This is a genomic window from Scopulibacillus cellulosilyticus (genome assembly GCF_042665295.1).
Lineage (GTDB): Bacteria > Bacillota > Bacilli > Bacillales > Sporolactobacillaceae > Scopulibacillus_A > Scopulibacillus_A cellulosilyticus.
This window is the reverse complement of record NZ_JBHTCO010000007.1, coordinates 30,864-57,847: the sequence shown is the minus strand read 5'-3', so window position 1 is coordinate 57,847 and position 26,984 is coordinate 30,864. Positions and strand designations below refer to the sequence as shown.

At 32.8% G+C, this 26,984-nt stretch carries 21 protein-coding genes; 1 reads left to right on the top strand and 20 read right to left on the bottom strand.

From position 1 onward, the window contains the following. Positions 1–9: 9 nt before the first annotated feature. The 12 genes from ACFQRG_RS08435 to ACFQRG_RS08380 form a co-directional block, all read right to left on the bottom strand. Complete coding sequence (locus tag ACFQRG_RS08435) at positions 10–1,380, bottom strand: sugar phosphate nucleotidyltransferase (RefSeq protein WP_380965446.1); 1,371 nt, start codon at positions 1,378–1,380, stop codon at positions 10–12. A gap of 14 nt (positions 1,381–1,394) precedes the next feature. Next, positions 1,395–2,651 (bottom strand): glycosyltransferase, encoded by a 1,257-nt coding sequence (locus tag ACFQRG_RS08430; protein WP_380965444.1) that lies wholly within the window; start codon positions 2,649–2,651, stop codon positions 1,395–1,397. Next, complete coding sequence (locus ACFQRG_RS08425) at positions 2,599–3,741, bottom strand: O-antigen ligase family protein (RefSeq protein WP_380965443.1); 1,143 nt, start codon at positions 3,739–3,741, stop codon at positions 2,599–2,601. The genes ACFQRG_RS08430 and ACFQRG_RS08425 overlap by 53 nt, the downstream gene beginning before the upstream one ends. A gap of 174 nt (positions 3,742–3,915) precedes the next feature. Next, a complete protein-coding gene (locus ACFQRG_RS08420; protein WP_380965442.1) occupies positions 3,916–5,148 on the bottom strand; it encodes an oligosaccharide flippase family protein in 1,233 nt (410 codons plus the stop codon). Positions 5,149–5,161: 13 nt separating this feature from the next. After that, on the bottom strand, positions 5,162–6,373 hold the full coding sequence (locus tag ACFQRG_RS08415; RefSeq protein WP_380965441.1) for a CDP-glycerol glycerophosphotransferase family protein: 1,212 nt from the start codon (positions 6,371–6,373) through the stop codon (positions 5,162–5,164). Between the two features lie 156 nt (positions 6,374–6,529). Beyond that, positions 6,530–7,216, bottom strand: a complete 687-nt coding sequence (locus ACFQRG_RS08410) for a sugar transferase (protein ID WP_380965440.1) — start codon at positions 7,214–7,216, stop codon at positions 6,530–6,532. Positions 7,217–7,228: 12 nt separating this feature from the next. Further along, the gene (galU, locus tag ACFQRG_RS08405; RefSeq protein WP_380965439.1) at positions 7,229–8,110 is read right to left on the bottom strand and encodes a UTP--glucose-1-phosphate uridylyltransferase GalU; all 882 of its coding nucleotides are present in this window, start codon (positions 8,108–8,110) and stop codon (positions 7,229–7,231) included. A gap of 53 nt (positions 8,111–8,163) precedes the next feature. Continuing rightward, the gene (locus tag ACFQRG_RS08400) at positions 8,164–8,931 is read right to left on the bottom strand and encodes a tyrosine-protein phosphatase (protein WP_380965437.1); all 768 of its coding nucleotides are present in this window, start codon (positions 8,929–8,931) and stop codon (positions 8,164–8,166) included. Between the two features lie 86 nt (positions 8,932–9,017). Beyond that, the gene (locus ACFQRG_RS08395) at positions 9,018–9,695 is read right to left on the bottom strand and encodes a CpsD/CapB family tyrosine-protein kinase (RefSeq protein WP_380965518.1); all 678 of its coding nucleotides are present in this window, start codon (positions 9,693–9,695) and stop codon (positions 9,018–9,020) included. A 10-nt stretch (positions 9,696–9,705) separates the two neighbouring features. After that, a complete protein-coding gene (locus ACFQRG_RS08390) occupies positions 9,706–10,449 on the bottom strand; it encodes a YveK family protein (RefSeq protein WP_380965436.1) in 744 nt (247 codons plus the stop codon). A gap of 162 nt (positions 10,450–10,611) precedes the next feature. Continuing rightward, positions 10,612–10,857, bottom strand: a complete 246-nt coding sequence (locus ACFQRG_RS08385; protein ID WP_380965435.1) for a hypothetical protein — start codon at positions 10,855–10,857, stop codon at positions 10,612–10,614. A gap of 519 nt (positions 10,858–11,376) precedes the next feature. After that, positions 11,377–13,044 (bottom strand): ATP-binding cassette domain-containing protein, encoded by a 1,668-nt coding sequence (locus ACFQRG_RS08380; protein ID WP_380965434.1) that lies wholly within the window; start codon positions 13,042–13,044, stop codon positions 11,377–11,379. A gap of 541 nt (positions 13,045–13,585) precedes the next feature. On the opposite strand from ACFQRG_RS08380, the gene ACFQRG_RS08375 reads away from it, so the two are divergent. Beyond that, positions 13,586–14,098 carry a DinB family protein gene (locus ACFQRG_RS08375; protein ID WP_380965433.1) on the top strand — a complete coding sequence of 171 codons (513 nt, stop codon included), beginning with the start codon at positions 13,586–13,588 and terminating at the stop codon, positions 14,096–14,098. Positions 14,099–14,572: 474 nt separating this feature from the next. Here the strand turns inward: ACFQRG_RS08375 and tagH are convergent, their stop codons facing one another. From tagH to ACFQRG_RS08335, 8 genes are all read right to left on the bottom strand, one after another. Next, entirely contained in the window at positions 14,573–16,204 is a 1,632-nt protein-coding gene (tagH, locus tag ACFQRG_RS08370) for a teichoic acids export ABC transporter ATP-binding subunit TagH (protein WP_380965432.1), read from the bottom strand. Positions 16,205–16,439: 235 nt separating this feature from the next. Next, entirely contained in the window at positions 16,440–17,432 is a 993-nt protein-coding gene (locus tag ACFQRG_RS08365; RefSeq protein WP_380965431.1) for an SDR family NAD(P)-dependent oxidoreductase, read from the bottom strand. Positions 17,433–17,434: 2 nt separating this feature from the next. Next, on the bottom strand, positions 17,435–19,375 hold the full coding sequence (locus ACFQRG_RS08360; RefSeq protein ID WP_380965430.1) for a CDP-glycerol glycerophosphotransferase family protein: 1,941 nt from the start codon (positions 19,373–19,375) through the stop codon (positions 17,435–17,437). 659 nt (positions 19,376–20,034) lie between these two features. Further along, entirely contained in the window at positions 20,035–21,204 is a 1,170-nt protein-coding gene (locus ACFQRG_RS08355) for a NosD domain-containing protein (protein WP_380965429.1), read from the bottom strand. Further along, positions 21,201–22,004 carry a DUF6270 domain-containing protein gene (locus ACFQRG_RS08350; protein ID WP_380965428.1) on the bottom strand — a complete coding sequence of 268 codons (804 nt, stop codon included), beginning with the start codon at positions 22,002–22,004 and terminating at the stop codon, positions 21,201–21,203. Before ACFQRG_RS08350 ends, ACFQRG_RS08355 begins: the two co-directional genes overlap by 4 nt. 19 nt (positions 22,005–22,023) lie before the next feature. Then, positions 22,024–22,803, bottom strand: a complete 780-nt coding sequence (locus tag ACFQRG_RS08345) for a DUF6270 domain-containing protein (RefSeq protein ID WP_380965427.1) — start codon at positions 22,801–22,803, stop codon at positions 22,024–22,026. Positions 22,804–23,105: 302 nt separating this feature from the next. After that, entirely contained in the window at positions 23,106–24,050 is a 945-nt protein-coding gene (locus tag ACFQRG_RS08340; RefSeq protein WP_380965426.1) for a glycosyltransferase, read from the bottom strand. After that, positions 23,945–26,731, bottom strand: coding sequence for a CDP-glycerol glycerophosphotransferase family protein (locus ACFQRG_RS08335; protein ID WP_380965425.1), 2,787 nt, complete (start codon positions 26,729–26,731; stop codon positions 23,945–23,947). The genes ACFQRG_RS08340 and ACFQRG_RS08335 overlap by 106 nt, the downstream gene beginning before the upstream one ends. Between the last annotated feature and the right edge of the window lie 253 nt (positions 26,732–26,984).

Sequence of the window (26,984 nt, the reverse complement as noted above, 5' to 3'; positions counted from 1 at the left end):
TTACCATTTTTACTTAACCACTCCACAATACCTTTCAATCTCATCCCAATCCATGCAAATCCTCAAAATATCTTCCTCAATTAACTGGGTACCAGTCTGCACTTCAATAAACTCAAGATTAGAATTCGCTTTTATAGCATGTTCTGTACCAACCGCTATAGTTAAAACATCACCAGGGTTTACTGATTTAAACTCGCCATTTATAACAGCTTGCCCTTGACCATTTACAATAGTCCATACCTCTTGCCTTAATTCATGTTTTTGGTAGCTAATGTTTTGGCCCTTTTTAACTTTAATTCTTTTTGTTAACACTTCTTTACCAGTTTCTTTATATTTTGTATAATCAAGAACCCGATACCATCCCCATCGTCTTTCTTCATACATAGGCCTAGGATCAGTATCCTTTAACATCTCTTTTATTCTAGGACTTGCATTCTTATCAGAAACAAGAATACCATCTGGACTTGCCGCAACTACTACATTACTAACTCCTAAAACCATTATAGGTATATCTAACTCATTAATTAGATGGGTATTTTGTGAGTCTTTACTAACCTTACCCTTACCTATCTGGCAAGTTGCCATTTCTTCAGTTAGTGTATTCCACGTCCCCAAGTCTTTCCAATAACCATCATAAGATAAAGCTACAATACTCTTTGTTTTTTCAAGTACTTCATAATCAAAGCTATTTTTTGGCAGCTTATCATACAATTTTACTAATTCATCAAATTGAATCGGTAGACCCTTTTCTTCTAACATTGAAATAATATAATTTAATTTAAAGGAAAATACACCACAATTCCATAGTGCAGATTGATTTATTAGTTGTTTAGCTCTTTCTTCAGTTGGTTTTTCCTTAAAATGACACACTTGGATCATATCGTTATTTACAGTTTTCGGAACAATGTAGCCGTATTTTGATGAAGGGAAAGTTGGTTTAACACCTAATAATGCTAAATCAGAATCTGTATTTAATAATGCATCCCCCAAGTCTTTTACTCTATTAAAAAACTTTTTATCAACATATGGGTCAACTGGAAGCACACTAATCACTTCATTTAAGCTTACACCTTTAATAGAGTAAAGATAAACAGCCGCTAGAGCGATTGCTGGAAACGTATCCCGCCGTTCGGGTTCTATAACTAGTGGAACATCTTGCCCAATTTGTGATTGAATCATATCCACTTGGCTTTTACTTGTTGCAATAACTGTAGAGTTATGTAAATTTAACGAGGATAACTGTCCCCATACTCTCTGAACCATCGAAGACAGCTGTCCATAATTATCATCTAACACCCTTAAGAACTGTTTTGAACGCGAATCATTTGAAAGAGGCCAAAGGCGTTTTCCTGAGCCTCCTGAAAGTAGGATAAGTTGCATATAACATACCCTCCTTATTTATTTAGAAGATCATAATAATGTTGTTCTATTATATTTCTTGAATAATTATTTTTAAAAAACTCCTTAGATTCTAAAGAGAGTTTTTGATTAAGCGATTTATCACATAATCGTTTCATTAATTCGGGATATTTGTTTAAATCATCTTCAATAATTGCCTGAACTCCATTTTTCAAGTTTATACCTTCTGTACCATATGAAGTGGAAATAATAGGAATGCCAAAATTCAAAGCCTCAATAGTTTTAAGTTTGACACCACTGCCAAATAGTAAGGGTATTAAAAGTGCACATGCATCATGAAACACCTCTCCCAAGTTTTCGACAAAGCCCTTAATCTCTATGTTTTGATTATATTTTTCGGAAAGGTCTATCAGTTCCTCACTTGGATGTTTCCCTATTATAACTAACTTAAAGTCTGGTATTATTTTTAGTATCTTTTCTAATTGTGAATTTAAAAAGTACAGTAGCGATACTTTATTATGTGGAATATTTAGTGAACCTAAAAATAAAAACTTTGGATCACCATTAAATTCCCTACATATTGTTTGGACCTTTCTTAAATTTGGCTTTATTTCATAAATGTTATCTCTCCTACTACGTTTTTTTAGTAGTTTCACTTCATCCGGATTTATTAACAAATTTGAATTGAAATAATTCACAAGGTTGTTTTCCCTTTTAGTTATTAATTTCCTCTCCATACTTAAAGCCTTTCTTTGTACGAAATCTACTTTTAAAATAGAATGAAAAAGAGGTGGTATAAATCGTTTGAAATTCCCAATTGCCTCTAGTTCAACATTCTTTTGATCCATTACTTCTAGCATTTTTTCATATCTTATAGAAAATAAATCATCTAAATATAAAATATTTTTTATATTAAAATCAATTTCCAATTCCAACTTGTATTGACCAGTTCTTAATGTATCAAAGATAATTGTATCAGGTCTTATACTTTTTATAATTCGATTTAATTCTTTTAGTATTCTTTTTGAATATAACATTGATTCTTGAATAGTTTTTTTTCTTTTTAAAACAGTAAAGTAAAATAGATTATAGAGCTTATTTAAATTGCTTGGTTTCTCTATGCTATACATATTAATGTCTTTGTATTGAATAAATTCACTCGAGTCAATTACAACATAAGATACATTATAATTGTTTATAAGATATTCTAATAACCCACCTAAAACAACTTTTTTTCCGTTATCCGTTGGATACGGGAAAATTGTGCTGATAAATAGAATTTTTTCTTTCAACGTTTAGCCCCCTGTCAAAAAAACCACTTTTAATTAAGCCAAGTAAAAGCCAGCAATCTATAGTTGCATAAGAATCAAAGTTCAAAAATATGGCTATTACAAGAAAAAAGGTAAACACACTAATATTACCTTTACAAAATTTTTTATAAAAAGTTATTAGGAATCCAAGGAATAAAGTAATCCCAATAATACCTTCTTCAGCTAATATCTTCGAAAAGAGATTCCTAGGTGTAAAAACCTTATTATTTATAAAAGCATTAAAGTAAACCTCAGGATACTTTATACCTTCTGGAAAATATGAGAGTAAAATTTGCTTAAACTCCAAATAAGAGTTTCCTCCTCCTAATCCAAATATCGGATGTCTAATAAACTCGATAAAACCTATTAATGGGAATGTAATTCTTACAAAAAAAGACCCGTCTAAAAATAGAACATCTTTAAATGATGTAATATTTGATAGTTTTGAAAAGCGATTTATTGAATAGTTACTAATTCCACTATCTAATAAAATTAGTTTTAATCCAATAAACAAGACTAATAATATTAATACACCCAAAAAAAGATTCTTAACTTTTTTTGTAAATATCATATATAAAATTAACGAAAATCCTAGCACTAAATATCCATAGAATGAAAAGGAACACACAAACAAAATAATTAAATTTATAATTACTGTTAAAATAAAAAGACTCTTTTTTCCCCGTAAAAAAAACAAAAAAAGTACTAACCCCGTTAGTATATGAAGCATTGCCCAAGAGGGCTCTCCAGAAACTCCTTGAATTCTCTTATCATATACATTCTGAGCAAAGAAACTTGTAATATTATTAACAAAACTTAACTTTCCCGAAAATTGATTAATTAACTGTAAATCTCCTAAAATAATTAAAGGTACAAAGGCAAGGATTAGAGATATTAAAAAAGTTCGGTAATATTTCAGTTCCTGAAATAGCTCACCATAATATGTCGAACTAAAATATACACATAAACCTATTACAAGAGTTGCTACATGTGCAATAGTATTAGCAACTTCACCGTTTTGGAATACAGTAAAAAGTGAATGTAAACTACTATAAAAAGCAAATAATATCAAAAAAATGTCACTTCTCTTTAATTTGATACTTAATAATAAAATTATGCAAAATGTTAAAAAGAACGTAAACATACTAATTGGCCTATAAATTGAAAAGTTAAAATAAGGTAACCGATCATACGGGATTAAAATAATAGAGATTATGAAAGAAGTAAACGCTAAAAATCTAATTTTTTACACCACTTTTCTTAATAGTTCATGTCTTTTATTTGTTTTAACCATTGAAAAATATATAATATTTAGTAGAATTCCCGTCGATAATGCTGAAATAGCCGCACCTTTTAAGCCAAATGTAGGAACTAAAACAAAATTCAGTATAACATTAAATACTAAAGCACATATGACAGCGAAGGCTCTTTGCATCTGTTTATTAAGAACTGTTAATATTACTCCATATGTAACGCCGGAATATCTTATAAAGAGTAAAAAGGATAATAATCTTAACAAATTAATAGCCTCATTGTAAGCTTTCCCATATAAGAAATTAATAATAAGCCTAGCAAAAATCAGGACAAATATTGTTATTAATACACCTGTTGAACTCATAATAAATGTAAATTTTTTATTAACCTTATGAATTTCCTTATAGTCATCCATCTTTGAAATATACGGTAAATATACATTTGAAAAAATAGTTGTCAGTATTAACAGACCTGATATTATTTTCATAGCAGCTTGTTGAATTCCAACATTATAGGAATCCATATACCACTCTATAAATACAACATCTATTTGGAAGTATAAAGCACTTACTATTAATTGAATGGCATAAGGAAAATTAATTATTAATACCCGCTTTATCTGATTAAAGGATACATAGCTTTTCTTGAAGGAAAAAAATGAAAAACATGTTCTATAGGATAAAATCAACCCTATAAGTCTTGTAATGACAAATCCTATAGCTATCATTATCGGACTACATTTAAAAAGAATTAATATAATTATAGTTATTAAAAATACCAAGTTTACTATTATATTAACTTTAGACTCTATATTAAATTTATTTATTACCCTTAAAGGCAGTAGAAAAAATTGAGTTAATGAAAAAAACACAGCTGCAACATATAGCAACATAAATATTACCAATTTAGTATTATTAAAATTTAAAATTATTGTTATTATTAAAACCAATATAGAAATTAATAGTGAAAGTATTAATTTAGCAACTAAGGCATTACTAATTAAACTATTTTGTTTATTATAGTCTGATTTACTGAGCTCTTTAATTAACCGTAAGGAAAATCCATAATCAACGAAAAGAATTAATAAATTTGAAGTTACAAAACCAAACATAAAATCACCAAAGATATTAACATCCCAAATTCTCGCTAATAGAAAAAAAATCAATGTTGTGGAAGCATATTGAGTACCCATAGTAATAAGCATAAACCAAGTGTTTTTGATCATTTGTATGCCTCCTTTACTTCTTAATAGTTAATATAAAATCTATTATTCTTTTAGAATTGTTATTATCAAAATAGTTATTAAATACCTTTGATACTCTTAATCTATCTTCAAAGTAATTATCATAAAACTGTATTTCTTTTAATTGCTTTAGTACCTCAATCCAATCAGTACATTTTGGTCCAGGGGTTACTTCATAATAATTAAAATTAAATCCAGTTATTTTTGATTGATAGAGTTCTATATCAAAAGGTGTAAATATAATTGGCCTATTTAATAATAAGTAGTCGAAATAAACACTGGAGTAGTCAGTTATTAGTACATCGGTTTCAACTAATAGTGGATATGGATCTGCTTCTTCATAAATAAAAATATTTTTTGTACCTTTTAAAGTAACTGATAAATCTACTATTTCTGTAAAGTGCGGCTTAATTATCAGAATACAGTTATTTTTATTTAAAAAATTGTCATATTCTTTAATATTAAAATTATAATCTTTAAGTAAATTTATTATTTTAATATTTGTTCTGGCTCTATGAGTAGGCAACCATGAGTAAATTTTTTTGTTTTTAAATTTTAAAAAGTACGAGCTATTAATTTTATTATTTGAAAAAAAAATATCATTACGTGGTTGACCTAGTACCTTAATTCTTTTAGGTTCAATTTTAAAAGAGTTAGCCATAATGTCTTTAATACTACTTGTAGAAGTTATTAAATAATCACATTTATTATATTGTAGATATGGGAATAATTTAAATAAAATGAGAATCATTTTATTTTCCCACCTCTTCCTTTCCTTCCAACCGTCAGAAAGAAATCCAATTTCTTTTAATGGTGTCCCATGCCATAATTGAATAATTTTTGTACCTCCAAGTAAAGGTGGGAATAAATCATTTAGTTGATGAGTTATGATGGCGATGTTAGCTCTTAACATTAAGCATAACCCTTTTAATGAATAAATATATACAAAATTTTTCCCCTTAAAATTTAGAGCAAGATTTTTATTCTTAGTTAACCAATAGTAACAAAACCCAACATCATTTTTTAAAATAAATTCGTAAAGGTATTTGGAGTTATCTGAGTAATACTCTCCTCTTGATGAACCAAATATTACTAAGTCTCTCCGTTTCGGAATTAACTTTCCTAATAAATATATTGGCAGTAAGATAACTTGAATAATTAGCTTTAAAAATCTACGTCTTACAATATTAAATAAACTTCTATTCATTTTCGTTTCTCCATAGTAAATCTTATTTATAATACTAAAACCGAGATCTTCGTAAATACATCTTTAAGTTTTACTACCAAATAAAAAATCCATATTTTCAAACTATATGATCATATTAAAGATATGATAATCCTCTTATATTTTTTTATAATAGGATTAATAGGCACCTTTACTTCTTAAAATGTCTACTACAGTTTTTATTAAAATTTTTATATCAAATTTAAAATTTTTATTGTAAATATAATAAAGTTCTAAATCAACCCTTTCAGGGTAACCTACATCACTTCTCCCCGATATTTGCCAATAGCCAGTCACTCCCGGTTTAACTGAAAGGAAAATATGCTTCTTTTCACTATATTCCTCTAATTCTTCAATTACAATTGGTCTAGGACCAACTAAGCTCATTTCACCTTTCAAAACATTTAGCAATTGTGGTAGTTCATCAAGACTTGTTTTTCTTAAAAACCTCCCAATATTTGTTATCCTCGGATCTTCAGACGGTTCCAATTTATAATTATTTTCAAGATACTTTTTATATAATAATTTATTTTCTTTTAGTTTTTGATCAGCATTTACAATCATTGATCTAAACTTATAAATGTGGAATATTTCCCCCCCCTTACCAAGTCGTCTTTGTTTAAAAAAAACTGGTCCTTTTTGTTCACCAAATAAGTACAAAAGGGTAATAAGTAAAAAAAGGGGGGATAGAATAACAAGACCAAATAGCGACCCAAAAATATCAAAAGTTCTTTTAACAAACATATATCCTTTTTGACTTTCCAATACTTCACTTTCTACAGAGTTCTCACTTTTTATATTCTCTTGTGTTTTAGTAAGGGCCATTTTTCCACTCCCTTAAATAAAGCTGATTTTCTCTTCGGCTAAAATTTCCTCTAACCCTATAATTACTTTACCTTTAATAGTCGGATTTCTTAAAGCCATTTTAATTGTTGTTAATACAAATCCTACCTTTTCTCCAACATCATAACGATTACCATCAAAGTTATATGAAAACACCCCTTGAAACTCATTCAACTTTTGGATTGCATCAGTTAATTGTACTTCCCCACCAGCACCGATCTCTTGCCGATCTAGAAACTCAAAAATTTCAGGTGTTAACACATAACGACCCATGATCGCTAGATTAGAAGGAGCATTTTCTTTCGGCTTTTCAACAAACCTATTGACTTGATATAATCGCCCATCTTGCTTATTAGGGTCAATAATGCCATACCGATGTGTTTCATTTTCAGGTACCTCTTGAACTCCAATAACGGATGAACCAGTTTTCTCATATTGATTTATTAACTGTTTAATACAAGGTATCTCGGATTGTACGATATCATCACCTAATAGCACAGCAAAAGGTTCATTGCCAATAAACTTTCTAGCACACCAAACAGCATGTCCAAGACCTTTTGGCTCTTTCTGACGAATATAATGAATATCAACCTTAGATGATTCGCGGACCTTTTCTAATAATTCATATTTTTCCTTCCGAATAAGGTTATCTTCTAATTCAAAAGCATTATCAAAGTGATCTTCAATTGCCCGCTTACCTTTACCAGTAACAATAATGATATCTTCAATACCAGCATCAACGGCTTCTTCTACTATGTATTGAATCGTTGGCTTATCAACAATCGGCAGCATTTCTTTAGGCATTGCCTTTGTTGCGGGTAAGAACCGAGTCCCTAAGCCTGCAGCTGGGATGATAGCCTTTTTTACCTTTTTCAAAAAAATCCCCCCAAATAATGAATGATGTAACCGAATTATGTACTAAGATTAGTTTAAAATAATCCCAGAAACTTTTTCTGAATAATTTCAATAGGCTCTTCCTTGTATACCATTTCTCCATTAACTAACAGTTGTGCATTTTCGAGAAATAAATATCGATATTCAGAGCCGAATTCTTTGTCTATTATTTCAAATGCTTCTTGCATATAGAAGTTTCTCATTGTTGTGTTATGAGCATCAGAAGCTATAAAATGAGTAAGATTATTTTCTATCATTTGTAATGATAGCTTTTTAATCTTCTTACCAAATTTCCCACAAAGACATGCGGCAGTCACTTGAGTTAGGGCACCGCCTTTAACTAATTGATAGAGTATGTCTGAGTTTTGTGCAATTTCACTGTTACGCTCTGGGTGAACAATAATCGGGATAATGTCTTGCTGCTGCATGTCAAAGAACAACTGTTTTGTAAAACGCGGGACATGGTTAGATGGAAATTCGACAAAGATATACTTCCTTCCATCATTTTGAGTTAGCAGCTCGCCTGATAGGATCCCTTCAACCATGTCACCATAAATACGCGTTTCTTGACCTGGTAACACTTTTAACGTAATATTTTCTGCAACAAGCAATTGATTTAATTGATCTACATCATTTAGAATTTTTGTTCTATTATTTTTCCAGTTTCTGTTTCGATGGTGCGGTGTAGCAATAATATGGGTAATACCTTCTTTGACTGCTTCTTTAGCCATTTTAATAGATTCAGCTTCATTCGCGGCGCCATCATCAACATTCGGTAAAATATGACTGTGTATATCAATCACAGTAAATCCTTCTTTCTTTTACCAATCTATCGGACTATGACAATTGTATCATAAAAGATGCACAGAAATACATCTTTTCCAAAAAATTAACTTTGTGCATAATAATAGTAATAATTGCTTTTCTTTTGCGGCTTGCGATTTAAGACTGTGCCCACTATTGTTCCTTTAGCTTGTAATAAAAGTTCTTTTGCCTTTAATGCAGCTTCTTTTTCTGTCTCGCCGCTTTGGATAACCAGCACTGTACCATCACAAAGGTTAGTCATCACTTGTGCATCTGTTACGGCTAGGACTGGCGGTGTATCAAAGACGATCATATCGTACATAGTTAATGCATGTTTGATAAAAGATTTCATCGCTGTAGATGCTAGCAGTTCTGCTGGATTTGGAGGTATCGGGCCGCTTGGCAGAACATATAAATTTTCAACTTCTGTCTTTTTAACTATTGATTCAAATGTTGTTTGCTTTGTTAAGAGACTTGTTAATCCTTGTGTATTAGCTTGTCTAAAAGTATAGTGTACGGTTGGTTTTCGTAAATCCGTATCTACTAGTAACACTTTCTTCCCTTGCTGTGCAATCGTTACTGCCAGATTGGCAACCGTTGTTGACTTTCCTTCCCCAGGACTTGACGAGGTTACCATAACGGTTCTCATTTCTTTATCAACTGAAGAGAATTCAATGTTTGTTCGAATTGTTCGGAATTGCTCGGAAATTGGTGACTTTGGATTACGATAAGTGATCAGACTTCGCTGCTTATTCCCAATCATTTCTTTATTATTACGCTTCAAACCTTTCACCCCTTACCGTACTTTTCAAAGCTTCCTTTTTTGACTTTTTACGGCCTGATAATTCCATTTCCGTAATAACACCTAATACTGGTAATTCCAATAACTCTTCCATCTCTTGCTCGTTTTTAACTGTGTTGTCAAGATACTCAAGTAAGAATGCTAAACCAATTGATATCATTAACCCAACAATAAAACCTATTCCGATATTTAACGTTGGTTTTGGTTTAACAGGATTTCCATCACTTGCAAGCTGCGCTTTTGATAAAATGCTAACATTATCAACTTTCATAATATTGGGAATTTGTTGTTTGAATACAGTTGAGATAGTATTAGCGATTTTTTCGGACTGATTTGGACTTTTATCCTCAACCATTACTGTAAAGACTTGTGAATTTTCCTCACTGTTTACATTAAGATTCCTCTTTAAATCGTCCGGCGTCATATTTAAATGCAAACGATCGATTACTTCTTTTAGAATCTTTGGGCTTTTGATAATGACACTGTATGTATTAACAAGCTGAACGTTCGTTTGCACCGCGTTCTGATCATAGACTGACTGCTTATCCTTTGACTGATTAACTAGAATTTGCGTTGAGGCATCGTACTTTGGAGTTATGAAAAAGTATGTAACAAATGCACTAACTGCCGTTGCTAGTATAGTAATTACAAGGATCATAGTAATCCTTTTACGCAACGTCTGAAATATCTCTTTTAAACTAATTGTTTCTTCCATTGTTGCCTCCAATTAACATGTAAAATATTACTGCTAAATTCATTAAGCAATTATAGCACAAAAAATTCCATAAAAGTGGGTTTTTCAACAAATAAAAAAATAATTTTTCCAATGTTTGTTTTTTTGTACAATTGGTAAAACGCAAGACGATTTAGTACCCTTTTACAAGGATACTTCAACATAATAAATTTTTTCTCTTCTTTTACCTAGCTTTTTTTCTTTTAAATAGATCCGATACCCTTCATCCATTAACGGATCATAATGATTCAAGGCTAGTTTATTTTTACTGCAAAACTTATTAATCGCTTCAGTGATTTGATCTGCAACAATGATATCTTCTGGATGTTGATAGGCCGAAGAACTTGATTTTTTTCCATCATATTCTAAAAAGAAGGTATATTTACCCATGACGTCCTCCTGTATTATATAATTTTTTACATATTTCGTCTATGGTTTTTTTAATTTCGCTTTAATATATTACTCTTTTTTCTTTAATTCTTGCAATATTTTTGTAACAAATTACAAATGCCAAATTGCTCTTGTATTGGTAATCAAATGGAACTTGGGGTTGAACCTCTGCATTCCTCTTTCACAATATGCAGTAATTTTGACGATTAACCTATTCACGGAAATCTCAAAAAAGTTATTGTTATCATTGAATCTTTCTTTTTAGACTGTTATAAAATCTCAAGCCTTTTAAAATTTATTTATGCCACTTTTAAAATAGAACAATTATTTTAGTAAAATAGTCCTCATCCTTTCAATACGATAAAAAATGCTGCGGTACAAAGCCGCAACATTTCTCCATACTAACCCAATACTTTATTAAAAAGTATCATCGCTTTATTATTATATAATTCGTAATTGAGTAATTCCTTCTGACTAGCTCCTTTATCATTTGTTCTTATTTTCAAAGCCTTTTTCGCTCTATAATTGTTCTCGTTTCTTTACAGTTAATTGATTAATCTCGCCATCCTTTAATGTCGTTAGAATAAAATCATATTTCCTGCCATGGTATATAAAGGTATCATTTTTCTCTAATTGCGGCTCACCAAGCACCTTCTTAATTTCCGATATTGATGAATCTTTTATATTGATGGTAAACCCAACAACACGATCTTCTTTATACATATATTTTGTATAGCCAAAAGGTTTTTCTTCTCCTTTTTGTTTGCCTATCATAGGCATCGTTTCTTTTAATGAAGGGGTAAATTTAATTTGCTTATCAAGACTTTTAGCGACTTTATCATCATTCAATTCTTTTGGATCGGTGACAGTCTTACTGTTAATCCAACCCTCTACATTATTCTGACCGGTAATTTTTAACCAATCGCCGCCTTTTCCGTGACTTTGATGGGCTTTCTGGACCTTATAGGCTTGGCCAAAATAGGCCATACCGACGGCAACACTGTCCATGTCCGGCTTAGCATGGATATATGCACCAGGTACCTTAATATAACGAATATCATCTTGTTTTATAGCTGCCGGTAACTTAATATCATTTTGTTTTTTAGGAGCTTTTGTATCCTTATGATGTTGGACATTCTTTTGGACGTGTGCTTTTGGTGAAACAGCTGTTTTAGCCTCATTAGCTTTACCCCCAAATGGCCATTTAGGCAATCCGAATTTCATTGCATAACCCGCACCGCCTAAAACAACAATAAATATGACAAGAAGAGCGATCGTCCGTCTTACAAAACGTGCATGACTTCTTCTCTTATGACGTATCTTTCGTTCCTGACGAAGTTGAGCAATCTTATCAATAGGCACTTCCTGGTTCTGGGATATATCTCCTTTTTTCACTTGCCCTTCCCGCACTTGACTGCGCCTTTTTTGAACTTGCTGTTTGAAATCCTTTTGTTCCTCTTTTGACATTGTTTTAAATTCTTGAAGGAACTTCTCATATTGCGGTATAACTTCATCGATTGGACCAAAAGCACGAATCTTGCCTGCCTCAAGCCATAACGCTTTATGACAAATCTTCTTCAATTGACCAATGGAGTGGCTGATAAAGAAGATTGTTTTCCCTCTTTGCTTGAAAGCAATCATCTTATTCAAATATTTATCAGTAAAGATCTGGTCGCTAACCGTCAGCGCCCCATCAATGACCAATACCTCCGGGTCAATATTAACCGATATTGCAAATCCTAATCGAACCATCATTTCATTTGAGTAATTTTCCATTGGCTGATCAATAAGTTTTCCAATATCCGCAAAATAAATAATATCCGGCATTAACGCTTGAATCTCATTCTTATTAAATCCGTGCATTAACAATTCCGATTCTATATATTCACGCCCGGTTAAATGATTATTCAGCCCTGCGGAAATGGCATTTAAATAAGTTTTCCCTTCAATTTCAATACTTCCGGAAGTCGGCGACTCAATACCCGCAATCAAATTCGATAAGGTTGACTTCCCCGCGCCATCAATGCCAATAATACCAATCACATCGCCTTTATCGGCAGTAAAACTAATATTTTTCAAAGCATAAATGTCTTCCCCGTCTCCATTAGACAAATCGTGATCCTGTATTCTTTCCATATTCTTATTATATTTTTTTGTTACATTTTCAAATACAACAGATCGACTCATAGCTTCTCTCCATTTTTAGTCGTATGTAGTCTATTTCTATTAATATACCAAATTGGCAGATAATTGTCTCCCTAATTCTGAAATTTTAAATTTTATTTGAAAGTACCCAATTATTTTACAAGCTGTTTTACCTTTAAGAATCATTAAGTTTTCGGGAGGATTTTTAAAAAGCTGAATATAAAGGTACATTTCTAACCTATACTGGCCGACGAATTGCGAAACAAATGGTCATAACCAGTATTGACCTCGATTTTAATTATCTTCGAAAGTGTTGTCGGTACTGGTGTAAGCAAAATTAAACTAGGAACATCTCATGCAAGTTCCTATATACATGCAAACAATGTAAATTCCAGAAATCTGAGTGGAGCATGAGGAGCAATTCAAAAGATTTATGTAACCTTATACTGTATAAATTTCTTGAATAGATGTTTAACTAACGGGGAGTAATATTGAAGGAATTATCAGATAGATAAAAATATTTAAAGGAATAATTCACTCAGATAAAGAATATTAAAAAATATGATGATAAGGAGGCGATTATATGGCTAATCATGTAGAAAATCTATATAACTATCATGTATGGGCAAATCAACGGATTATTGATCATCTTAAGACACTTTCTCCTGAGAAATATCAAAAGGAAATAAAGAGTGTCTTTTCTTCTGTTTCAAAGGTTTTATCTCATCTCTATTTAGTGGAATATGGTTGGCTTAATACCCTCGAGGGTCAGAGTATGAATGAAGCAATGCAATCTTCATTTCAAATCCAAGAAAAGATTGAGAAACTGTCCATTGAAGACTTAGAAACGGAATTTCACACTTTAACATCTCGGTTTAAATCCTTTTTGAACAGACAGGAAGATATTGAAAAGAGAATAATGTTGGATAATCCATGGGCAGGATTAAGAGAAACAAGTATATCTGAAATGGTCTTACACGTTGTGAATCATGGAACCTATCATAGAGGGAATATTTCAGCTATGTTACATCAGTTGGGTGATTCTTCAGTTATGACTGATTATGCTTTTTATTGGTATTCTGAAAATGTTAACTAGGCAAGAGAAGAGCAATCCACTTTTTCTTCAAAAAGGTAACGTTTGTTGAGGACCGAGAGCTGTTTAAACAGCTCTTTCTTTGAACTAACGGATAGCGTTTGTGGAATGTTGCTGCCTTAAAGAAACCATTAAAAAGCCGGTCAATTGGGATTATCCAAGTTGCTAATACAAACTATATTGCCTATGTTGTAGATCCCGTTGCTAACAAACGTTTTGTCCATATTGAGTTAGTCCGGCCAAAAGACAAAAATCAATTTTTAAAAAAACAATTTAAAATTTACCGATTAGCACCTTATTTAAAATCCGACAATTATACAAAAAAAGAGCCTCTTTATAAAGAGAACTCTTCTATTAGATATAGAATTTTAAAAGTTATAGGACGGTGGCAATATTAAGCGTATCTTACCTTTATTTAACCTGTTACCCTTAAATGAGATTCTTAGAGTTTTCAGGCTGCCATTCTTATTTTCCTTGCTATAGGCTCGGCCGTTTCTTAACTGTTAGCTGATTAATCGTACCATCCTTAAATGTTGTTAGGATAAATTCATATTTTTCACCATGATATATGAATTTATCCTTTTGTTTCAATTGCGGTTTACCCAACACCTTCTTGACGTCAGATATGGATGACTCCCTTAAATTAATCGTGAACCCATTAACATGACCATCTTTAAAAGAATAATTTGTGTAGTCAAAAGGCTTTTTTTCCCCTTTTTGTTTACCAATCATCGGAATTGCCTCTTTTAATGACGGTGAAAAGCCAATGAGCTTATCAAGCTTTTTAGCAACTTTATCATCCTTCAATTCTTTTGGATATGCAACAGTCTTACTGCTGACCCAGCCTTCGCGGCTTTTCTTATCGGTCACTTTTAACCAATCAAGACCTTCTGATTTATCATGCTGGGACTTCTGTACCTTATAGGCTTGGCCAAAATATGCCATTCCGACAGGTTCACTATCCATGTTCGGCTTGGCATGAATATACGCACTTGGTACTTTGATATAACGGATATGATCATCTTTGACATTAGCAGCCTTATTTTTCTTTTGATGTTGAACGTGCGCTTGTGATGGCTCCGCTGTTTTCGTGTTATCAGTTTTACCGTCAAACAGCCCGCCTGATTTTACCGCAAAGCCCGCACCACCTAAAACGACAACCAATAAGGCAAGGACCAAAATCGTTCGCTTAGCAATCCGTGCATAAGCATTTTTCTTACGACGCTCTTTTCGATCTTGGCGAAGCTGGGCAACCTTATCATCAGGTACACCTTTTGTCTTAGGTGTATTTTCTTCAGCTGTTTGACTCTCTTGCTCCTGTAATTTGCTTCGCTTTTCTAACACAAGCTGTTTGAAATTCTTTTGTTCTTCTTTAGACATCTTTTTAAATTCTTTGAGGAACTTTTCATATTGCGGAACGATCTCTTCAATTGTTCCAAAAGCACGAACCTCTCCCGCTTCCAGCCAAAGCGCCTTATGACAAAACTTTTTCACTTGGCCAATGGAGTGGCTGATAAAGAAGATCGTTTTTCCTTTTTCTTTGAACTCATTCATCTTATCCAAACATTTATCCGTAAACGTTTGGTCACCAACTGATAAAGCCTCATCAATGACCAACACATCCGGATCAATATTAACTGATATTGCAAATCCTAACCTTGATTTCATCCCGCTCGAATACTTTTTCACCGGCTGGTCAATAAACTTCCCAATATCGGCAAATTCTATAATCTCCGGCATTAACGCTCGAATTTCCTTTTTATTAAACCCGAGCATTAGACATTTCAATTCAATATTTTCCCGCCCAGTCAGCTGATTATTTAACCCGGCGGCAATTGCTATTAGAGAGGATTGTCCCTTTACTTCAATTTTCCCTGAAGTCGGAGGCACAATACCTGCGATTAAGTTTGATAAGGTCGACTTCCCGGCACCGTTGACACCGATAACCCCAATGACATCGCCCTTCTCCGCAGTAAAATTAATATTTTGCAAGGCGTAGAAGTCTTCCCCATAACCATTTGGCAATAAGATATCCTTGATTCTATCTGTATTGCTGTAATGCATTTTGTATTTTTTTGTTACATTTTCAAAGATTACTGATTGAGACATAATTTCTCTCCAATAAATTTAATTAAAAGTAAAAGACTACAATTTATAGTAGCATACAATTCGACATATATCTGCTATTTTTCGGACGATATCTTAAAGTAAAACAAAAAAATAGGCTTGAATACTATGACTCATTCCTATTTTTTCAAAATCTAGTATTTTACCTGTCGAAAGGTTTAAAGTATACAACAACAAGGTCCATCCTACTATTTTACGATAAGGTCTTTTCTTTTATTTAAATACTGATCGGCTCTTTAATATCATGCTGTTGTTTAAGATTTCGTATTTCATCATTCCAATAGTTTAATAAACCTTCGTTTAATTTATACTTTGGTTTAAAACCTATATTATTAAGTAATGATATATCAGCATATGATTCACGAATATCTCCATCACGAAATTTGTGATTAATTATTGGTAGATTAACGCCAGATATCTCCTCATATATACTAATCATTTCATTTAGCGAAATTTGTTTTCCAGTGCCTACATTAAAAACTCTTCCTAAGGATTCATTAGATTCCGACACTAATAAAAGAGCACTTATTACATCATCTACAAATATAAAATCACGAGTCTGTTTACCGTCACCATAGAGTATAAATGGATTATAATTACCCATTTTGTTAGCTTTTAAACGATCAGTTAGTATTGATATAACCCCTGAATATGGTGAATTTGGATTTTGACCTGAACCATAAACATTAAAAAATCTCACAGCAGATGTCGGTAATTTATACAAACTATTATAAGTAAGAACATATCGTTCACTAGCATATTTGTCAATTGCATATGGGGTTAAAGGGCTTATTTCTGAATTTTCCTTTTTGGGGAGTTCTAATGAGTTACCATATACAGCAGCTGAAGATGCAAAAACAAATCTTCTTAAATCTTTTTGTTTTTTTGCTTCTTCTAATAAATATATTGTCCCATTGAAATTAGTTTGGTGTGTCTTTTCCGGATCTTTAATTGATGCTGCTACACTAGCCACAGCAGCCAAGTGGAAAATTTTATCAAAATTATATTTTCCAAAGAGTTCATTTACTGTTTTACGATCACTTACATCACCGTTAACAAAAATTACATTTTTATTTTCAAGTGGAATATTGGATAACTTACCCATTGATAAGTTATCTAATATTACAACTTTTTCTCCATCTTCAAGTAATCTCTTAACTAAATGAGACCCAATAAACCCAGCCCCTCCAGTAACCAATGTATATTTCAAACTCATTTCCCCCTTTTATTTAAAACAAGTTCATTCAAATAATTATAGGTATTTCTAGTATTGCCCCCTTCGTGAAATTCAATGAGGTTGTTAAACTTCTCTTTATACTTATCAAGCTGATTGGAATAAAAATTCTTTTGAATTGCTTTATTAAGGTCTTTAAATTTATTTACAATGTCACCAAATGCAATATTTTCTTGTAAAATATTTGGCGCCCCATACTCTCTTTCTCCAAGCTCTTTATCTTCCCAATAGAAGATGATATTAGCTCCGCCACAAAAACCGTAATAGCATACAGAGGAGTAATCTGTAATAAGTATTTTTGATTCAAGCAGCTTATCCTTTATATCGCCTTCATAAAACAAATGTTTTTTCTCATTATATATATCAGGGAATTGTTCTTGTAAAATGATCTTTGATTTAGGATGTAAGATAATTGTGATTTTCTTATCTTTATAAAACTCCTCATTCTCAATCATGTTAAAAAATTGAAAGTACCTTCCTAAATAACTTCCTTCTTCAATTTTTCCTGTTAAATCCCATGGTCTCCATGTCAGCATAAAAGTAATTTCTTCTTTTTTGGAGTCTCTTTCATTTGCATATAAATCCATATTCGGAATTCCAGTCATTAATAATTGCCTGGAATTATAGGAAGTATTATTAATAAATAAGTCCCTTTCAAATTTCGAATTGACAATAATATAATCAGGAGCAATTGGTACTTTTCTATTAAAATATCCTCTTTCAAAAATATTGGTAGCTAAAGAAGGTCCATGTTGTAAAAAGACTTTTTTATTTATTGATAAGATCTTTTTCTTAAATAATTTATCATTGTCATATAAGCGTCTCTGTAAATGGCTCACTAAGTCAGAAGAAATAAAGCTTCTTGCCAAAAATATATAATAAAAAGCTGAAACGCTATTTTTCGCAAATAAGTTTTTAGGGTATTTCCTTTTTAATTGATAAAAATTCTCGTTGTCTTTGTCTAAGATATAAATACTATTTCGATTACTCTTTATTGCATATTTGAATAACTCAAATCCTGATTCAGAAGCACCTTGAGCAAATTTCTCAAAATAGATATCATAAATTTCCCTTTTTGGTTTAAATAAAGTTAAAAAGTATGCCAATTTTTCTTTCAGGACAATAACTTTACTCATAATACTTGAAACTACTATTACATATTGACCAGTTATTGATTTCCTTACATACATCTCTACATCCGATTTAAATACCCGGATTGATCTAGTATTAAAAATAAAATGTTTTTTGGAATACTTATCTTTTGTCCGCTCTTTGAAATTGTAATAATAATTTATACCATTATTTAGGACTTTTACAAAAATCGGCACATTTATGTCACTGGTATTTAAATAATGCTCATAAATATCTCTCAGCGGTATTCTTACCCAATAAGCATGAACTAACAATGATAGCTTATTAGTTTTCATAGAAAACTTATTACGTATTTTTTTAGGAAACAAAAAATTCACTTTGTAGTTACATGTTTTTTTGTATCCCAATGATAGGTTAATATTGATAAAGTTATACTCCCTAAATCTTAGAATCCCAAAAATAATCAATGATGAGAATAACATAAAGACAAACGATCTTAACATAGGGTGCTTTTCAACCTTATCAGCAATTTGATCTGGAGTTAGCACACTATGGATTTTGCTTTTAACAAAAGAAATATTACAGTTAGAATCAGAATAAAAAATAATCTGCTCATTACCGCTGGGAACTACTTCTATAATTTCCATTGGTTTATATTTAACAGTCTTTACAACTGTTTCGCCATGATTAGAATAAAGGTAATACTTTTTGTTATTCTTTTTATTATGCAAACTTCTTTTACCACTAAAGTCACTATATCCTTCTTTTATTTGTAGATTGTCTTCTAAAAATAGATATATTTGATCAGAAGCTTCAACAGCGTTCATCTTTTCCCTCCCCTATAAGTAGACATAAGACTACGTTTCCCCAAATTAAATGTTACACCTCTCTATGATATCCAACTTTTTTCCTACCTTCAATAAAGTTTGTTAAATTTCTACAAAAAGATTATGTCAACGGTCATAAATTGTAGCTCTAAAAATTCAAATATCAGTAAAAGAATTCCTCATTTCAAATATCCATAAAAAAATGCCGAGGCTTTAATACCCCAGCATTTTTACATTCAACCCAATACTTTATAAAAAGCATCCGTGTCCTTATTATTTTATTTTTAATAGTCAAATGACTCTATTTGATTAACCGTTTCATCATTTGCTGCCATATAAATCCGAGTTAAAACCCATTAATACTAGTTTCCACTAAATTCCCGTACTTACCATTCGACAAACTACTAAATAGCAACAAAATCTGTCGAAACAATTTTCATTTAAAGTGTCATTGTTCCAAATAAAAATACGGGATTCAACAATTCACGTTAAATCCCGCCTAATTAATAATTAATAATCGTATAGTCAAACATCACGGATGAATAATTTGTAATGGCCCAAATAGTGCAAATCATAAGTGCCGTAAGTTATGACTTTCTTTATTTTTATTTTCTCTTTTCGCAATGTAACGTTACCTTGAAAACCAATAACAAAAATCTCTACAATCGGCTAATATTACGGTCAGGCATATCATAAAACTTTATCCCGCTGGAAGCCGGCAATAAATAGGATGCCGGTTCTCTCGTGATACGCGTATTTTCCGTAATAACATTTAAATGACTATTTTTCTGGTAAATAGAGTGATTGCCGTTTTCAAGATGATTGTTTCTAATCATATTAAAGTTTGAATCCACCATGTAAATGGCTCTTTTTCCTGACGCTGTGATTTTATTATTTAAAATCCTGGAATCGTCAATATAGTTCATACTGATTGAATCATTTCTGTTTTTATAGATATGATTATTCTTGACAATCACGTTATCGTATCCGGAAAGATTGATTGCTGTATCCTTTATATCTTCAAAGAAATTATCTTCTATCGTGATATTTTTGGATTTTAATATATTTCCGTTTTTGTCTGTGGCTACCCCGTGTGTGCCTACGCCTCTGATCACATTTTTAAAATGATTTCCCCGGATTGTAATATTTTTTGATATCGTATCGTCATAGACACCATAGAAGGGAAAAGACGTTTTATTGGCTTCTTCGATTTGAATGGTTTCATCGCGAAGACGATAGTTGTGATAATTAATAAATTGATTATAGAACCAGTTATTTTCTATATCTACATTTTCCGAACTGGCAATTTGAATGGCATGTCCTGCCTGAAAGTTATAAAACTTCGCGTCTTTCACCGTAACATGATTCGCATGGTCTATATTAATAAAGAAATTGCTTTTATCCATAGGCTGCTCTTTGATATTAAAATCAAAGTTCCCGCCGATGATATGGATATTGCCTTCACCATTATATTTTCCTTGCTGTTTATACTCTTCGTCCCTCCCGGCATTCATAAACATAACCGTTTGCGTGCCTGTCCGAATCAGGGTTGCGTGCTTGTTAAAAATCATCGTGGTGTTTTTGTAGATAGATAATGTTTTATCCACTTTATATTGCCCAGCAGGAAAGTATAATTTAACGTTCCCTTTACTTTTTGCATAATCTAAGGCTGCCTGTATATTATCTGCCGTATTATCGTTGTTATCAAACCAAGTGACACTGGTGACGCCATGATTGAAAAATGTTTTGATTTCAATTCTGTTCCAGCTGTATATGAGATATATCATGATGATAATGGCGATAGAAATGACAACATATCTTAACTTCATAACACTGATTGATTCTCTATGATATCTTTTAAAACAAATTCATTTAATTGACTGTAGAAATCCAAATAATATTTTTTGGAAAAGTGCCATGGTGATACGCCAAAAGCATGCGCGCCGTCTGATGTATAAAAATTGATATCTTGCCTGATAAAACGTATGTCAGGATATTCTTGTTCAATGATTTCATAGAGTTCCTCATATATTTTATTTTCTTTATCAAGGAAATGGTATTTTTTCTTATCGAAAAAAACCATTTTATTTACTTCATTAATATAGACATCGGCATATCTAAATCGATTGATTAATAGTTTCGTCCGGGGCAAATTGTTGCGAAGCCATTCTTGCAAATCATCTAAAGATGCCAGGATCTTTTCGAAAAGCCTGTGTTTATCCGTTCTATAATTAAATTTTTCAAAATGAGTATTTTTGTAAAAATCGGTGTGTCTCAGTCCATTTGGATTATCTGTAAAGCAGCTGTCCAAATACTTAACCGTTCCGTATCTAATATCAGCATAAAAATCAAAAATGATATAATCCGGCTGCATGTCGATCATTTCATCGCGATAAGGCTTGGTTAAATCCCTTAGCACCGTATTTTGTCTATGTTTGGTTTTTATCACTTCAAGATTTAAGTTGTTGGGAAGCGCGGGCACCGGGTTAGATACAAAGCTGATGATTGAAGATTGCCAAGCGGTACTGACACACTCGTAAATGTCTTTATAGTTATTTATAAATTTACTGTTAAATACATCTCTTGATACGCAAGAGCCGATAACGCCTACTTTTATTTTCCGAGTCATCTTAATATCCAATTCCTTTCTAAACACCTAGCAAATCTTCAATAATATGTGCTAATAATTTTTGCTGAAAATCGTTATAATAACTGGATTCGTAATGATTAAAGCCTATTCCCCATTTATGTTTCGAGTTGGCAAAGTACTTTTTGTCTTGCATATTAATGATATGAACGGATAGATCATACATGCGAGATATTTCTTCAAATTGTTTTGAAACATGGTTGATTCGTTTCGTACGATTTAAAATGTCGTTCCGGTTCAAACTTCTCAATATAAAATGATCATCATAGTAAGCACCCGCAAATTGCGGTATATGGATGATGACTTTTGTATTTGGCAGGTTAGCAGAAAGATACCGGGCTGTAGCTTCAAAGTGATCTTTCAGCAGCCTTTCAAAAGCTTCATTATTTTTATTAAAAGAATACTTTTCAATATGGTCTTGTTCCCCGGCAATATGTTTCAGCCGGCTGTTATTTGTCATGTATGAGTCATTGATTTGACACACACCATAATTTACTTCCGCCAAAAAGTCAAAGATAATATAATCAGGATTGAATGCTGAAAGGCGCTTGAATAGATCTTTGTCAATTTCTTGCTTAATGATTTTCCTGCTGAACTCCGATACTTCTTCCAGCTTATTCAAATCGATGTCAACCGATTTATCCGATGCATAGCTGACAGCGGAACTTTGATATTGCAAAAGCTCCCAGTTAATGATTTTTTCCAGCTTTTCCTCTTCTGAAAGCTCAAAACAACCCCTTGACGCGGCTGTACCAATAATCGCTAATTTGATTTTTTTCATAGTATCCCCTTACAGTTGTTATGTTTTTTGCAGCGCTTGAATTCTTATACTTTTAGTTACCCGCCCCATTGTGACACCACCAGTAAAATTACATGGCAAAAAATCTTCCCTATATCTATTAGGCAAGATTGATTATAAAATCAAACTATTTTATTAATATATCAAACTGGCAAATCACTGTCATTTTTTCTTGGGAATTGTAAATGAAACGTAAAATAACGACGGACTAAATGCCGTCGTCTTTTAACGCAACCGGTCTAAATTAGAAATGCTGCGGGATCAGCCGCAGCATTTCTTATAATTTAACCCAGTACTTTATAAAAAGTACCCATGGCCTTATGATTATACTTTTCATAGTCAAATGACTCTATCTGATTAACCGTTTCATCATTTGTGGCCATATATAACCCGCTCTCAAGGCCTTCAATACTGTTTTCCACTAAAATCCCGTATTTACCGTTTTCCAATACTGTTCTGTTTGCCACAATATCAGTCGCAACAATTTTCATGCCAAGGGTCATGGCCTCTAACAACACCATAGGCTGGCCTTCATAATGAGACGACAGGACGAAGCAGTCACATTTCTTAAGGATTCTGAAAGGATTTTCTTGCTGGCCTGTTAAATAGACGGCACCTTGAAGATCAAGCTCTATGATTAAATCCTGAAGATCATTTTTCAACGGACCGTCACCTAAAATATACAGTCTGCTGTTTGGCTGGGTTTTGTTAAATTTCGCAAAGGCTTTGATGAGATTATCCTGCCCTTTTTCCGGCGACAGTCTTCCCATGTTCAAGAAATTAAAGTGATTCCGCGACGGCTCCGGTATAATCGATCCGCCCACTTCAATCCCAACGGTTTCAATAATGTTAAAGGATCTTTTATCAAGCCAGCCAATCAGACTCTTATTATAAGCAAATCGGCAGAAAGTACCGAGCTGGGTTCTGATCTCTTTATTAATAATAACTTTTTCACCATTGTACCGTTCTGGATGTTCAATTTCTGTTGCGCCTTCTAACCCGCAAGGCTTTGTCCAAATGCCATCGTCCTCTTTTAAGTTCACTTCCGCAATTCTTTTTACCGTTCTTTCATAAATGACACTCGTTTCCTCAATGAACGTAAAAGCCCGCTTATCGAGCCAGCCTATTTTCTTGCCGTCAACCGAGAATAAATAATAAGTTCCCTTGCGAGTTGTATTGCTTTTAATAACCGTGGCAGTTTTATTAAGAAAACCGGCTGCTTTAGACACTTTTTTGTAGCCGTGATTCGGGTAAGCTTTGCTCCAAATGGTATGATCTTCAGGGTCAGAATAACGGCAATCTTGTCTATGCCATGTTCTTTTAAGGTTCTGTTCTTAAGTCTATCTATAAATGATCTGTATTTCTTGTGGTTCCGCCTTCTCAATCTATTTTTCTCAATGTTTATTGCGGCTGATGACTCATGATATTCCCTGACCGTTTTTAACGCTGAGCTGTCTATCCAGCCAATTTGTATACCATTGATGGAAAATCTGCTGTATATGCTGTGCTGGGTTCTCGCTTCTAAATCTACATCGACCATAATGCCTTTGTAATCATGGCTGGACGATACTTTCTTAGCGTCTTCAACTTTATATGGTTTGCTCCAAATATCATTTCCTCTGGGATGATTAAGCAAGGCAAGCTTATTGACTTGTTTCTCAAAGAGAATACTGTCTGGCAATAGTTCGAATGCAGTCTTGTCAAGCCAGCCTATAATACTGTCGTTGATGCTAAATTTATAGAAGGCCGCCTTATCAGTTTGAATTTCTCTTAAAATAGTAACCTCTTGATTCAGGTAGTCTTTGGCTTGAGCCACCTGATTCACTTTGTTGTCAAGAACAGGTTTGTTCCAAATAAAATGATTTTCCGAGTAGAGGATGATTGCCCTCGACTTGAACTTTTTATTGCTTAAAATCCGGTCAGCTTCATTTTTGTTATCTGTGTCGCCCGTGTCTAATTGGTTTCGTTTTTCTTCTAAAGCCAATTCGTCACTTGTCTTGCTTTGCTGAAGTATTTTCGCCGGATTAATGGAATTCATAATATAATCGAATTTTGATTCATCCGCATACTTCGATAAATTTTTCTTATTTAATTCCATCGTTCCTTTTGATACGCTGACAAGCTTATCAAATCTATCATAGATTGAAAACAGACCGCGGAGATTAATGCGATGCGGGCGGCGGCCATTGATTGTTCTTTCACTGTCCGATAAAAGGTCATTGTGCATATAGCAAACTTTTTTCTTTGCGTTGCAGCTGACCAAGTATTTCGCCCAAAATAAACTGTAGCCGCTAAAGTCAATGACATAATCAAACTCAGAGTTGCCGAAGAAGCGTCTATGCTCTCTTTCATAGGCTTTCTCAGGATAATGTTTCTTTAATTTACCCAAAGCTCCCCGGTTATGAATTAATCTATCCTTATAAACTTCAGATAATTTGTATACCGCAAGACCATTTCGGAACAGGAATCTTACGTTTTTATTTACTTTACTTATATTATTTAATACCTCTTGCGAATTGGGCGTCTGCATGAAGCAGCTGACATCATATTTGTCATAATCGATATTGTCCATTAAGTTGATAAAGGATGAGGTAATACCGTTATTCTTCATGCCACCGGGGTAAATCAATATTTTCTCTTTATTCGCATTTAAGTTATTTATTGTGTTCAGGTCTTTTTTTCCTTTAAAAATATAATTAACGACTCTTTCGGTAACTTTGCCATCCTCATATTTTGTGAATCGTTCTTTTGCTTCGAGATAGTTCCCCTTAAACTGTTGAGTAATTTCGTCTGCATGATCAATAGCAGATGCCAGCTCATTAATGTTGTAAAGAATAGGCCCCGGCAATTCATCATTGCTTAAGTAATAGCCCCTTTGTTCACTGTAGTCATCTGCATCCCACATATAGAATAAAATAGGTTTATTTGTTACAAGAAAGTCAAAAAAGATACTGGAGTAATCAGTAACAAGGATATCTACAACACTTAATAATTCGTTCGTGTCAATATAATCCGGGACAAGAATGCCTTTTAGTTCATCAAATTTTATCGCTTCGGCATAAAGAAATGGGTGGACTTTTATTAATAAGTTATATGTATTTCCAACCTGACTGCTTAAGTATTTCATATCGGCAATGATTTGGAACATGTCATTTTTTACCCTGGATACATTCGTTCCTTTCCAGGTTGGCGCGTATAAAATGGTTTGTTTATGATGATCAATACTAAGGCCTAATCCTTTTAAATCGCTTTTAAAAGCAGCCGGATCTGTATTGAGCGTCATGTCTATTCTCGGGTAGCCTTCTTCAATAATCGTTCCGCCATATATCCCCTTAAGTTTGTAACTGTCAACGAACATACTTGTTGTATGCTCATTTGGGCTTATGAGATAATCTGTGCTTAAAAAGTTTCTGACAACGTTTTGCGAGTGCGCCGGATTGCCGGGGATATCAAATCCCATACTTTTTAACGGGGTGCCGTGCCACGTGTTAATGTAGACTTGATCCTCTTTAGGTATGAAGAAGGATTGAAAGGTAGAATTGTTAATCAGGTATTTGCTTGTTGCTAAATGTTTTAAATAAGCGACAGAGTTTCGTTTGACGAAGCTGACATTTTCCATCCCATTGTATTTTGAAATCACATTTTCTAAACTGGAGAAATCTTGAACTGACCAAATATGCTTATAATCACTGAACTCAGGGTTGTTTAATAAATATTTGAAAATGGCATATGGGCTATCTGTTAAGCTTTTGCCGTCTCTGCTTTCATAAAGAATCGTCTTATCTTCTACAGCCAATTTTTCATAGTAACTTGCATATTTATTGTTTCTTTTATGATTTTCTTTTCTTAAATAGTTGAAGATTGGTTCTTTAATAAAATTAATTTTCCTTTTTAAAATCTTCTTATTCATTTCAAGGTAACTCCCTTTAAAAATGTATCGTCTTTTGCGCATAATAAAGTGAAACTTCCATGAGTGGGGGTTTTGTTCATCCCCCACTCATGGTTAGTGAAGCTGCTTCCTGAATAAGCTTCTTGTGCTTTGCGACGAGAAGTTGGGGATGCTTCAAGTGAATAATCTACGGCGCAGGAGCACAACTTATCGGGGTGTTATCGTCCGTTATCTCCCGCCTAAACTTCATCGCTTAAACTCAAGTTTTGAGGTG

Coding starts and splice junctions, on each gene's coding strand:
- ACFQRG_RS08435 (WP_380965446.1), bottom strand. CDS start 1,380: ATGCAACTTATCCTACTTTCAGGAGGCTCAGGAAAACGCCTTTGGCCT.
- ACFQRG_RS08420 (WP_380965442.1), bottom strand. CDS start 5,148: ATGATCAAAAACACTTGGTTTATGCTTATTACTATGGGTACTCAATAT.
- ACFQRG_RS08415 (WP_380965441.1), bottom strand. CDS start 6,373: ATGAATAGAAGTTTATTTAATATTGTAAGACGTAGATTTTTAAAGCTA.
- ACFQRG_RS08410 (WP_380965440.1), bottom strand. CDS start 7,216: ATGGCCCTTACTAAAACACAAGAGAATATAAAAAGTGAGAACTCTGTA.
- ACFQRG_RS08395 (WP_380965518.1), bottom strand. CDS start 9,695: ATGATTGGGAATAAGCAGCGAAGTCTGATCACTTATCGTAATCCAAAG.
- ACFQRG_RS08390 (WP_380965436.1), bottom strand. CDS start 10,449: ATGGAAGAAACAATTAGTTTAAAAGAGATATTTCAGACGTTGCGTAAA.
- ACFQRG_RS08385 (WP_380965435.1), bottom strand. CDS start 10,857: ATGGGTAAATATACCTTCTTTTTAGAATATGATGGAAAAAAATCAAGT.
- ACFQRG_RS08380 (WP_380965434.1), bottom strand. CDS start 13,044: ATGAGTCGATCTGTTGTATTTGAAAATGTAACAAAAAAATATAATAAG.
- ACFQRG_RS08375 (WP_380965433.1), top strand. CDS start 13,586: ATGGCTAATCATGTAGAAAATCTATATAACTATCATGTATGGGCAAAT.
- tagH (WP_380965432.1), bottom strand. CDS start 16,204: ATGTCTCAATCAGTAATCTTTGAAAATGTAACAAAAAAATACAAAATG.
- ACFQRG_RS08360 (WP_380965430.1), bottom strand. CDS start 19,375: ATGAACGCTGTTGAAGCTTCTGATCAAATATATCTATTTTTAGAAGAC.
- ACFQRG_RS08355 (WP_380965429.1), bottom strand. CDS start 21,204: ATGAAGTTAAGATATGTTGTCATTTCTATCGCCATTATCATCATGATA.
- ACFQRG_RS08350 (WP_380965428.1), bottom strand. CDS start 22,004: ATGACTCGGAAAATAAAAGTAGGCGTTATCGGCTCTTGCGTATCAAGA.
- ACFQRG_RS08345 (WP_380965427.1), bottom strand. CDS start 22,803: ATGAAAAAAATCAAATTAGCGATTATTGGTACAGCCGCGTCAAGGGGT.
- ACFQRG_RS08335 (WP_380965425.1), bottom strand. CDS start 26,731: ATGAATAAGAAGATTTTAAAAAGGAAAATTAATTTTATTAAAGAACCA.